13 protein-coding genes are annotated in these 9,791 nt (G+C 71.6%); 7 read left to right on the top strand and 6 right to left on the bottom strand.

Features of this window, described 5'->3' with window-relative positions; all coding sequences use genetic code 11:
* From JGS39_RS37240 to JGS39_RS37255, 4 genes are all read left to right on the top strand, one after another.
* Window positions 1–523, top strand: a 523-nt coding sequence (locus JGS39_RS37240) for a LytR/AlgR family response regulator transcription factor (protein ID WP_219574210.1), incomplete at its 5' end; no start/stop codon positions are given.
* A gap of 64 nt (window positions 524–587) precedes the next feature.
* Complete coding sequence (locus tag JGS39_RS37245) at window positions 588–950, top strand: hypothetical protein (RefSeq protein WP_219574212.1); 363 nt, start codon at window positions 588–590, stop codon at window positions 948–950.
* Complete coding sequence (locus tag JGS39_RS37250) at window positions 947–2,428, top strand: sodium/solute symporter (RefSeq protein ID WP_219574214.1); 1,482 nt, start codon at window positions 947–949, stop codon at window positions 2,426–2,428. The genes JGS39_RS37245 and JGS39_RS37250 overlap by 4 nt, the downstream gene beginning before the upstream one ends.
* The gene (locus tag JGS39_RS37255; RefSeq protein ID WP_219574216.1) at window positions 2,425–3,615 is read left to right on the top strand and encodes a sensor histidine kinase; all 1,191 of its coding nucleotides are present in this window, start codon (window positions 2,425–2,427) and stop codon (window positions 3,613–3,615) included. The genes JGS39_RS37250 and JGS39_RS37255 overlap by 4 nt, the downstream gene beginning before the upstream one ends.
* A gap of 19 nt (window positions 3,616–3,634) precedes the next feature.
* On the opposite strand, the gene JGS39_RS37260 is transcribed toward JGS39_RS37255, so the two are convergent.
* Window positions 3,635–4,147: a hypothetical protein gene (locus tag JGS39_RS37260; protein ID WP_219574217.1), complete on the bottom strand. Its 513-nt coding sequence runs from the start codon at window positions 4,145–4,147 to the stop codon at window positions 3,635–3,637.
* A gap of 124 nt (window positions 4,148–4,271) precedes the next feature.
* Between JGS39_RS37260 and JGS39_RS37265 the strand changes: the two genes are divergently transcribed.
* Window positions 4,272–4,469, top strand: a complete 198-nt coding sequence (locus JGS39_RS37265; protein ID WP_219574218.1) for a zf-HC2 domain-containing protein — start codon at window positions 4,272–4,274, stop codon at window positions 4,467–4,469.
* Here the strand turns inward: JGS39_RS37265 and JGS39_RS37270 are convergent.
* Window positions 4,403–4,972, bottom strand: a complete 570-nt coding sequence (locus tag JGS39_RS37270; RefSeq protein WP_219574219.1) for a sigma-70 family RNA polymerase sigma factor — start codon at window positions 4,970–4,972, stop codon at window positions 4,403–4,405. The genes JGS39_RS37265 and JGS39_RS37270 overlap by 67 nt on opposite strands.
* Window positions 4,973–5,163: 191 nt before the next feature.
* Entirely contained in the window at window positions 5,164–5,625 is a 462-nt protein-coding gene (locus tag JGS39_RS37275) for a universal stress protein (RefSeq protein WP_219574220.1), read from the bottom strand.
* A 164-nt stretch (window positions 5,626–5,789) separates the two neighbouring features.
* On the opposite strand from JGS39_RS37275, the gene JGS39_RS37280 reads away from it, so the two are divergent.
* Complete coding sequence (locus JGS39_RS37280; protein WP_219574221.1) at window positions 5,790–6,635, top strand: polysaccharide deacetylase family protein; 846 nt, start codon at window positions 5,790–5,792, stop codon at window positions 6,633–6,635.
* Window positions 6,636–6,744: 109 nt separating this feature from the next.
* Here the strand turns inward: JGS39_RS37280 and JGS39_RS37285 are convergent, their stop codons facing one another.
* Complete coding sequence (locus JGS39_RS37285; RefSeq protein WP_219574222.1) at window positions 6,745–7,404, bottom strand: class F sortase; 660 nt, start codon at window positions 7,402–7,404, stop codon at window positions 6,745–6,747.
* A 313-nt stretch (window positions 7,405–7,717) separates the two neighbouring features.
* Between JGS39_RS37285 and JGS39_RS37290 the strand changes: the two genes are divergently transcribed.
* A complete protein-coding gene (locus JGS39_RS37290) occupies window positions 7,718–8,389 on the top strand; it encodes a hypothetical protein (RefSeq protein WP_219574223.1) in 672 nt (223 codons plus the stop codon).
* Between the two features lie 92 nt (window positions 8,390–8,481).
* On the opposite strand, the gene JGS39_RS37295 is transcribed toward JGS39_RS37290, so the two are convergent.
* Window positions 8,482–9,036 carry a hypothetical protein gene (locus JGS39_RS37295; RefSeq protein WP_219574224.1) on the bottom strand — a complete coding sequence of 185 codons (555 nt, stop codon included), beginning with the start codon at window positions 9,034–9,036 and terminating at the stop codon, window positions 8,482–8,484.
* Window positions 9,037–9,208: 172 nt separating this feature from the next.
* A partial coding sequence (locus JGS39_RS37300) for a bestrophin-like domain (RefSeq protein WP_219574225.1) occupies window positions 9,209–9,791 on the bottom strand: 583 nt, incomplete at its 5' end.

Raw genomic sequence — 9,791 nt, forward strand, 5'->3', positions numbered from 1 at the left:
GCTGGCCGGCTTCGCCGCGCCCCCGCTCATCGTCTTCGTCACCGCCCACGAGGGCTTCGCCGTGCACGCCTTCGACCTGAAGGCCGTCGACTACGTCCTCAAGCCGGTGCGCCGCGAACGCCTCGCCGAGGCAGTGCGCCGGGTCGCCGAACAGGTCGGCGGCCGCTCCGCACCCGCGCACGACACCGCGCACGACCAGATCCCCGTCGAACTCGGCGGTGTCATCCGTTTCATCCCGATCGACGACATCGCGTACGCCGAGGCCCAGGGCGACTACGCCCGGCTCCACACCGCGGCCGGCAGCCACCTCGTCCGTGTCCCGCTGACCACCCTGGAGGAGCGCTGGCGCACCCGCGGATTCGTCCGCATCCACCGCCGCCACCTGGTGGCGCTCGGCCGGATCGACGAACTGCGCCTGGACGCGGGCGCCATGAGCGTGCGCATCGGTACGGCGGAACTCGCCGTCAGCCGCCGGCACACCCGTGCGCTGCGCGATCTGCTGATGCGGCAGACCGGCCGCTGACCAGGCCCTACCCGCGCCCGGACCCCTTCCCAGCGAGGTCGGGTGCTGCGTACACTCCGGCCCCATGTCCGCAGAGCCAACGCCCCGGCGTGAAGTGGTGACGGGGGAGTCCCGCCGGGTGCGTCCGCTGCCGCGCTACCGCACCCAGTCGGAGATCGACGAGCAGACCGCGCTCGGCGGCGCCTACGTCCGCTCGCTGATGCGCAGCCAGCTCCGCGCCGGACTCACCGCGTTCACCGGCCTCGCCGTCGTCGTCGGCACCCTGCCCCTCGTCTTCGAGGCACTGCACAGCTCGGCCGTCGTCTGGGGCGTCCTCGGCTTCGCCGCCTACCCGCCGCTGACGCTGCTCGCCTGGTGGTACGTGCGCCGCGCCGAGCGCAACGAGCGCGACTTCGCCCGGCTCGTGGAAGGCCGCTCCGCACAGTGAGCCGCACGTACGCGGTGGCGGCCGTCGCCGCCGTCGTCCTCGCCACCGTCCTCGTCGGCGGGTTCGGGCTGCGCATCTCGCGCACCACCTCCGACTTCTACGTCGCCTCGCGCACCGTGCGGCCCCGGCTGAACGCGGCCGCGATCAGCGGCGAGTACCTCTCCGCCGCCTCGTTCCTCGGCATCGCGGGCCTGGTGCTCGTCCACGGACCCGACATGCTCTGGTACCCCGTCGGCTACACCGCCGGGTATCTGGTGCTGCTCGTCTTCGTCGCGGCCCCGCTGCGCCGCTCGGGGGCGTACACCCTGCCGGACTTCGCCGAGGGGCGGCTCGAGTCCCGGCAGGTGCGCAGACTCGTCAGCGTCCTCGTCGTCGGGGCCGGCTGGCTCTATCTCGTCCCGCAGCTCCAGGGCGCCGGGCTCACCCTCAAGATCCTGACGGGAGCGCCCGGCTGGCTCGGCGACGTCCTCGTCGCCTCCGTCGTCGTCCTCGCCGTCGCCGCGGGCGGGATGCGATCCATCACCTTCGTCCAGGTCTTCCAGTACTGGCTGAAGCTGACCGCCCTCCTCGTCCCCGCCATCTTCCTGGTGCTCGCCTGGCAGGGCGACGGACGGCCCCGCGTCACCTTCGACGAGCAGCTCTCCGTCTTCCGTGCCGACCATCCGCTCTACGCCACCTACGGGCTCATCGTCGCCACGTTCCTCGGCACCATGGGCCTGCCGCACGTCGTCGTCCGCTTCTACACCAGCCCCAACGGCCGCGACGCCCGCCGCACCACCGTCGCGGTCCTCGCCCTGATCGGCGTCTTCTACCTGCTGCCGCCGGTCTACGGAGCCCTCGGCCGGCTGTACGCACCCGAGCTCATCCACGGCGGCGACGCGGACGCCGCCGTACTGCTGCTCCCCGCTCGGGTCATCGGCGGGCTCGGCGGCGACCTGCTCGGCGCGCTCATCGCCGGCGGCGCGTTCGCCGCGTTCCTGTCGACGGCCTCCGGACTGACCATGGCCGTGGCCGGCGTCATCACCCAGGACGTCCTGCCCTCGCGCGGCGTACGGCACTTCCGGCTGGCCACCGTCCTCGCCATCTCCGTCCCGCTGGCCGGCTCGCTGATCGTCAGCCGGGTCCCGGTCGCCGACTCGGTCGGGATGGCGTTCGCCGTGTCCGCGTCCTCCTTCTGCCCGCTGCTGGTCCTCGGCATCTGGTGGCGCCGGCTCACCCCGCCCGGGGCCGTGGCGGGACTCGTCCTGGGCGGCGGCTCCGCGCTGCTCTCCGTCGCCATCACCGTCAGCGGAGCGGTGCGGCCCCCCGGCTGGCCGCACGCCCTGCTTGCCTGGCCCGCAGTCTGGTCCGTTCCCGTCGGCTTCCTCGCCATGATCCTGGTCTCGCTCGCCACCCCGGGCCGCATACCCGCCGGCACCAACGCCGCCATGACCCGCTTCCACCTGCCCGAGGCACTCACCACCGGGAGGCACCGATGACCGGGGCCGGATACGCCGTCATCGTGCTCCTCGCGCTGCTGCTGTTCGGCGGCGGCCTGCTGACGGGCCGGCGCACCGCACGCCCCGTCCGCACCAGCGACGTCGGTACACCCGTCGAACACGCCACGTTCGAGACCCTGCACACCGCCTCGCTCGCCGCACCCCCGCTGCGCGCCGGACTGACCGAGGAGAGCGCCCGCAGAGCCTCCCGCCGCCTGCGCTCCCTGCTCGGCACCGACGCCCTGTGCCTCACCGACCGGGACCGGATCCTCGTCTGGGACGGCGAGGGCGACCACCACGGCCGGCACATCATGGACCAGGTCCAGGGTGTCCTCGCCACCGGCCGCGACACCGCCTTCCGCAGCGAGTGCGACGACCTGGACTGCCCACTGCGCTGGGCCGTCGCCGTGCCGCTCACCGTCGACCACCGGGTCCTCGGCACGCTGATCGCCTACGCCCCGCGCGAGTCCGCCGTCCTGGCGAGGGCCGCGGGCGAGGTCGCGCGCTGGGTCTGCGTACAGCTGGAACTCGCCGAACTCGACCGTTCGCGCACCCAGCTCATCGAGGCCGAGATCAGGGCCCTGCGCGCGCAGATCTCCCCGCACTTCATCTTCAACTCACTGGCCGCCATCGCCTCGTTCGTCCGCACCGATCCCGAGCAGGCCCGCGAGCTCCTCCTGGAGTTCGCCGACTTCACCCGCTACTCGTTCCGCAGCCACGGCGACTTCACCACCCTCGCCGACGAACTGCACTCCATCGACCAGTACCTGGCCCTCGTCCGGGCCCGGTTCGGCGAACGCCTCTCGGTCACGCTCCAGGTCGCCCCCGAGGTGCTGCCCGTCGCCCTGCCGTTCCTCTGCCTCCAGCCCCTGGTCGAGAACGCCGTCAAGCACGGGCTCGAAGGGGCCGTCACCTCCAGCCGCATCACCATCAGCGCCCTGGACGCCGGCTCCGAGGCCGAGGTCGTCATCGAGGACGACGGCACCGGCATGGACCCGGAACGCCTGCGCCACATCCTGCGCGGCGAAGGCGGCAAGTCCACCGGCATCGGCCTGCTCAACGTCGACGAACGGCTCCGCCAGGTGTACGGGGACGACTACGGGCTCGTCATCGAGACGGGCATCGGCGCCGGCATGCGCATCACCGTACGGCTGCCGAAGTACCGCGCCGGGGTGCACGGTTCCTGAGACGGTGGCGGGCGACCCCTCAGTACAGGTGGATCGAGAGGTGCCCCAGCGGCAGTCCCAGCTGCCAGGCGGGTGTCCAGACCTGGGCGGCCGCCCCCTCCTCGTCCGCCTCCCCGGAATCTTCGGCGGGCGCCCACGGCGGCGGACCGAGCGCGTCCAGGTCGGCCGCCAGGAGTTCGGTGTCCTCCAGCCACCGCCAGGCCGCACGGGCCATAGGCAGGTCCGGCCCGGTGTCGCCCGCCTCCTCCAGCGCGTCGAGCCGCGCGCAGACCCAGCCGCGCCACGGGGCCCCGTACGCCGTCAGCAGCCGCAGCTCGTCCACCCGGGCGGACGGGAGGGATCCGGCCACCCCACCGTCGGAGAGGAACACGGTCAGGGCGAGCGCATCGCGCCCCGCCCGGTACTCCAGAGTCGCCGGCTCCATCAGTTCGCCGGTCCGCAGCAGTTCGTCGGCGATGTACTCCGCGTACATCCAGGCCATCGGGATCAGCAGCCCGCCGCCACTGGATCCGTCTTGACGTTCCGGACGCATCCGGTCTCGCCCCATTCCGTTCTCGGTACGGCCCTACACGCAGCATTGAACCGGGGGAGCGCGCCCCGCGTGGCCAGAAGGACAGGATCCGTCGGACCCGATCCGTCACAGATACGAGGTTGCGATGACCGGCCACCCGGAGGAGGGACCCCACATGCGGCAGTTGCTCGGCGCCTACGTCCTGGACGCGCTTGCGGCCGCTGAGGCGCGCACCGTCGCCCGGCATCTCCAGAACTGCGACCGCTGCGCCGCCGACTACGCGGCGGTCGCGGAGGCGGCGGCCCTGCTGCCGCTGCTCACCGAGGAGGACCTGCTCGAATAGCCGGGGAGGTTACGGGAGAGCAGGCGCAGGGCGTAGTAGGAACGGGACTTCACCGTGCCGGCGGGTATCCCGAGCACCTCGGCGGTCTCGCCCACGCTCAGTCCCCGGAAGTAGATCTGGACGAGCACGGCCCGGTGCTCCGGGCTGAGGGTGCGGACCGCCTCGCGCACATCGAGCGCGGACGCCGCGGACTCCGCGGTGTCCTCCCGGCCCGGGGCGCTCTCCAGCACCGCGTCGCTGACCTCGGCCGGCCGGGCCAGCCGCGACCTGCGGGCGTCGATCGCCAACCGGCGGCCCACGGTGAACAGCCACGGCCGCATCGACTCGTAGGGTCCGTCGAAGGCCTCCGGGTGCTGCCAGGCACGCACCAGCGTCTCCTGGAGGAGATCCTCCGCCCGCTGCCGGTCGCCGAACGTCAGACCGAGCAGGAAGTGGAACAGGGCGGGTCCGTGCTCACGCTGCAGATCCGCGAGTGCCCGGTCATCGGTCGTCGTCGTGGTCATGGTGAACGCCCTTCCCCGCGGAGGTCCCTGCCGCCTCGCTGCTGACTGGCGTATACGAACGCATTCACGCCCCGGGGAACAGGACAAATGCGGCCCCGTGCGACGAGCGGTCGCACGGAGCGGCGAATGGTGCGGTGAACGGTCGGGCGGCGAGGACTGGGGCCGCGGACACTCCTTGGGAGAGGGGGGCGCTACGGGACCACGGTGACGGGCCAGCGCCCGGCCTTCACCAGACGTACGGCCACCGAACCGATGAACCGGTGCCCCGCGGACTCGGACGCGCCCACCACGACGGCGTCCGCCTTGAGCTCGTCCGCCGCCGTCACCAGCCCGTTGTACGGGTCACCGCGGAAGGTGTGGAACTCCCAGCGCACATCCCATATGTCCTTCATCCGCTCGGTCGACTCCCGGATCTCCTGCACCAGGCTCTCCGCCACGTCCCCGGTCGCATCGCCGACCGGCGCACCGAGCGCGGCACCCGCGGTCAGCACGGGCTGGACGTAGACGAGGGCGAGCATGGCCCGCTGCCGGCGGGCGAGACCTGCGGCATACGCGGCGGCGCGCATGGAGGAATCGGAGCCGTCGAGGCCCGCGACGATCACTTTGGGGCCGTCTGTGCCACGTTCGAACTGGTGGGGCTGCTGGTCTGTCACGGCAGTGAGGCTATCGGCTCCTTCGGGCGACCCTGTTCCGGGCTCCCGAGTGCTCCGGCGCGCTGCTGCCGGATGCGCGGGCGCGCTCCCTCCATTGGGTGCAAAACCCTCCGTGACCGGTGTCGTTGAGAGGGGTGACAGAGCGGATGTGCGAGCAGTTGGTCATGAAGAATGATCAGATGCCGCCGATGCGCAGAACGCTGCTGAGGCTGGCGGCCGGGCTGGGTGCCGCCACTGTCGTGCGCCTGGTCGCGGCGGACTCCGCGGGCACCCCGTTCCGGCGTCCCGCACCGCCGTCGGCCGCCGCGGCCGGTCCGCAGGCCGCCGCCCTGCGGACCCGGCCGCTGGCCTACCGGCTGAGGCCCATGACCGCGGGCAACCCGCCGCACTACCGGCCGGCCATGCCACCGGTCCGCACCCGCCCCTTCGAGGAACTGCCGGACATCGGCCGGGCCATGGTGCTGAGCTTCGACGACGGACCCGACCCGCTCTACACCCCGCACATCCTGGACACGCTGCGCAAGCACGACGTGCGGGCCATGTTCTTCCTCTGCGGGGAGATGGCCCACGACAACGAGGACCTGGTACGCAGGATCGCCGACGAGGGGCACACCGTCGGTAACCACTCCTGGACCCACCCGCTCGTCACCAAGCTCTCCCGGTCCGGCGTCACCGACGAACTGGGCCGTACCAGCGAGGTGATCGAGAAGATCACCGGAGCTTCGCCGCTCTGGTACCGGGCGCCCTACGGGGCCTGGAACCGGAACTCGTTCGAGATCGGGGCGGCGATGGGGATGGAGCCGATGGCCTGGACGGTGGACACCCTGGACTGGACCGTGCCGGGCACCGACAGCATCGTCCGCCGGGTCAGGGAGGGAGCCGCCCCCGGGGTGGTGGTGCTCTCGCACGACGCGGGCGGCAACCGTTCGCAGAGCGTGGCGGCGCTGCGCCGCTATCTGCCGGAACTGCTGGACGACGGGTACCGGATCACGGTGCCGCAGCGCCGCTGATGTGGGGGACGACTGCTGACGGGGGACGGTGTCCGTCCCCCGTCAGCAGTCGCGACCAGGTCTCATCGACCTCAGCGGGCCCCAGTGGGCCCCGCGGGCCGCAAGGGCCTCAGCGGGTTTCGACCAGGCGGGCGAAGGCCACCACGTTGCCGTCGTAACCGTTGGCCTTCGTGTATCCGCCACCGCAGGTGATGACCCGCAGTTCCGCCTGTCCCGTGTCGCCGTACACCCGGGCGCCGGGGAAGTCGTTCTTGGAGAACACCTCGACCCCGTAGACCTCGAACACGGCGATCCGGTCGTCACTGCGGGTGACCTCGACGCGGTTGCCCTTCTTCAGAGAGCCGAGTCCGTAGAACACGGCGGGTCCCGCCTGGTTGTCGACGTGACCGACGATGACGGAGGTGCCGAGCTGCCCCGGCGCGATGCCGTTCTGGTACCAGCCGGCCAGGTTGGGGTCCTGCGGGGGCGGTGTCTCGATCCAGCCGTTCGCGTCGAGGTTCACGTCGACCACCGGTGCGTCGACCCCGATCGAGGGGATGCCCACGCGCGCGACCGGCGCGTACGCCAGCGGCTTCACGGCCTGGCCGGCCACCGGGGCCCCCGGGGCGACCTTCTGGTGGCCGACCGACGTGGCGGCGACCGGCTGCGGCGGACCGGGTGAGAGGTCCGCGCCGTTCCGCATCAACGCGAGACCGGTGAGCATCGCCAGCGCGAGTGCGCCCCACGGCGAGTGTCTGATCCGTTCTGGGCGCCAGTTGTCCCGGCCCATGGTTCTCCCTTCGTCGCGACGAAGGGAACGCTAGGCGCGGGTCGGCCGGGCGGCATTCAGGGAAGCGCGAACGGGTGGCGGCGACCCGGTGGGCTGCTTATCGGAGTAGCGGACGGATAAAAGTTCTGACGGTCTGTGACCTGCACGTCCATCAGGTTCAAGGGTGTTCGCCCGGTGTGTCGGATCACCGGGGTGGAGCAGTCCCGAAATGCGGTGGATCAAGGATCTGGTGAGGGTTCGTCATGGGAGGCGTTCTCGTCGATCCATCCCGGTGTACAGAGCTCCGGGGCGCTTCCCGCTGGAGGTTCGAACGATGCGTGCTACACGCGCTCTCGTTGTCGCCGCGACCGCCGTCGCCGCTCTCGGGCTCGGTGCCCCGATGGCCGCAGCAGGTGGAGACGTCGGCAACGGCCAGAACAACGGCAACAGCCAGAACGACTGGAACGACCCGGGTGACTGGGACAACGGAGACGGCAACGGAGACGGCAACGGCAACGGCAACGGCAACGGCAACGGTGGGAACGGAGGAAACGGCGGGAACGGCGGAAACGGCGGAAACGGCGGTAACGGTGGGAACGGCCGCAACAACGGCCCGAACAACGTGACCGTCGACCCCGAGCGCGTACACCAGGGCGCGGCCATGCAGGTCAGCGCCGAGGGCTGCGGCCGGGGCGGCAGCGTCTCGTCCAACGCGTTCCGCACCACGAGGCTTTCGGCGGGCCGGGTGGGTCACGCACGGGTCCGGATCTTCAACGACGCGACGCCCGGCTCCTACAACCTGACGGTGCGCTGCGACGGCACCGACCGGACGGCCGGACACCGCTTCACCGTGCTCAACAGCCGCGGCGCGCAGGGCGGCTTCGGCGGTTCGATGGCCGCGAGCCCGGCGGAGATGGGCGTCGGCGCGGGCCTGGTCGCCTCGGCGGCCCTCGGCGGAGGCATGTACTTCATGCGCCGCCGGAGGATGAGCCATGGGGCGTTCTGACCGTAGAGACGCACCCACCGGCCCGATAACCGAAGTCGCCCCGAGTCCTCCAAGAGGACCCGGGGCGACTTTCGTTCCGCCGGCGGTGCCGGTCAGTGCGAGCGGTTCTCCTTGCGCCGCCGCACCACGAAGACGGTGCCGGTGGCGGCTGCCACGGCCAGCGCGGTGCCGGCCACGATCTCGCCGGAGTCCATGCTGTCGATGCTGCCGCCGAGACCGCCCTGCACACCGGCCGGGGAGGCGGTGGACACCGCGGAGCTCGTCGAGCTCGTGGTGGGTGTGCTGGTGGCGGCGCTGATCGTGAGGTTCACCGTGGCCGTGGAGACCGGCGAGGTGTTGCAGGTGAACGTCACCTCATAGGCGGCGCCCGGCTTGGCGTCCGAGTCGACCGTCGCCCGGCCGGTGCCGCCCTGGGGGATGCTGACGGTGTCGAACACCCCCGAGGACGCCGTGGCCGTGGTGGAGCAGCCCCTTGCCGCCAGGGTGACCTGGCCGCCGGGCGCGATCACCGAAGGCGTGACGGTGTACCCGCTCCCGTTGGTGGTCGGCCCGCCCGTGGTAGCGGCATATGCGGTCACGGCCGGGGCGGTGAGGGCGAGTGCGGCGGCGCCCAGCAGAGCGACGGGGGTGACACGTATTGCGCGCATGGTGAATCCTCCGGGTCCCCGAGGAGCAGCTGCGGAACGGATTTCCACAAAGCGTCAGAAATGCACCTCGATGCGGGCAACGCTAGAAGTGGTGCATTTCGCCCGCGATCGGAGTGCGCCGCTCGGGGCACCTCTGTCCCCCGAGCGGCGCACCGCCCGGGGGAGAGGTCCGCTATCCGCCGGCCGCGCCGGGGAACAGATCCAGGAACGGCGCGGCGGTGGCCGAGATCCCCCGGCCGAAGGGGGAGTCGAAGTCCCAGATGAGGAAGAGGAGGAAGGCGATGAGTACGCTGAAGAGACCGGCCAGCAGGAGTTCGCGGAACGTCCGGCGGATCTGCAGGGTGAAGATCAGCCCCACCGTCACCAGCGCCCCGGTGATCAGCCCGAACCAGACGACGCCCGCAACGCACGGGGGCAGAGCGCAGGGGCCACCATGCCGGGCGTCGTCCGCTGCCGCGACCTGGTCGACCAGCGGCTGGTAGGCCTGCCCCTCGTGGTCCGTCTTCGGCCGGTAGTCCGTGACGTCGGCGCGTACCCGGTCCAGGAGCACTCCGCCCCGGTCGCTGAGGGTGCCGTGCTTGCTCATGGTCCGCCATTCCTCGTGCACGACGTAGCTGACGTAGGCGTCGACGTCCGCACGGATCCGGGTACGGACCTCGGCCGGGTAGACGGACGAGCGCGCGCTGACCTCGTGGAGTGCCTGTGCCTCCTGGCGTACGTACTCCTGGGCGGCGCCGCGGCCCTCCCAGACGCCC

Source organism: Streptomyces poriferorum (assembly GCF_019399235.1).
GTDB classification, from domain to species: Bacteria; Actinomycetota; Actinomycetes; order Streptomycetales; family Streptomycetaceae; genus Streptomyces; species Streptomyces poriferorum.

Bases quoted from the DNA above. Each gene is read 5' to 3' on its own strand.
- JGS39_RS37295 (WP_219574224.1), bottom strand. From the start codon at position 9,036: ATGCGCGCAATACGTGTCACCCCCGTCGCTCTGCTGGGCGCCGCCGCA.
- JGS39_RS37285 (WP_219574222.1), bottom strand. From the start codon at position 7,404: ATGGGCCGGGACAACTGGCGCCCAGAACGGATCAGACACTCGCCGTGG.
- JGS39_RS37290 (WP_219574223.1), top strand. From the start codon at position 7,718: ATGCGTGCTACACGCGCTCTCGTTGTCGCCGCGACCGCCGTCGCCGCT.
- JGS39_RS37280 (WP_219574221.1), top strand. From the start codon at position 5,790: ATGAAGAATGATCAGATGCCGCCGATGCGCAGAACGCTGCTGAGGCTG.
- JGS39_RS37245 (WP_219574212.1), top strand. From the start codon at position 588: ATGTCCGCAGAGCCAACGCCCCGGCGTGAAGTGGTGACGGGGGAGTCC.
- JGS39_RS37260 (WP_219574217.1), bottom strand. From the start codon at position 4,147: ATGCGTCCGGAACGTCAAGACGGATCCAGTGGCGGCGGGCTGCTGATC.
- JGS39_RS37265 (WP_219574218.1), top strand. From the start codon at position 4,272: ATGACCGGCCACCCGGAGGAGGGACCCCACATGCGGCAGTTGCTCGGC.
- JGS39_RS37270 (WP_219574219.1), bottom strand. From the start codon at position 4,972: ATGACCACGACGACGACCGATGACCGGGCACTCGCGGATCTGCAGCGT.
- JGS39_RS37255 (WP_219574216.1), top strand. From the start codon at position 2,425: ATGACCGGGGCCGGATACGCCGTCATCGTGCTCCTCGCGCTGCTGCTG.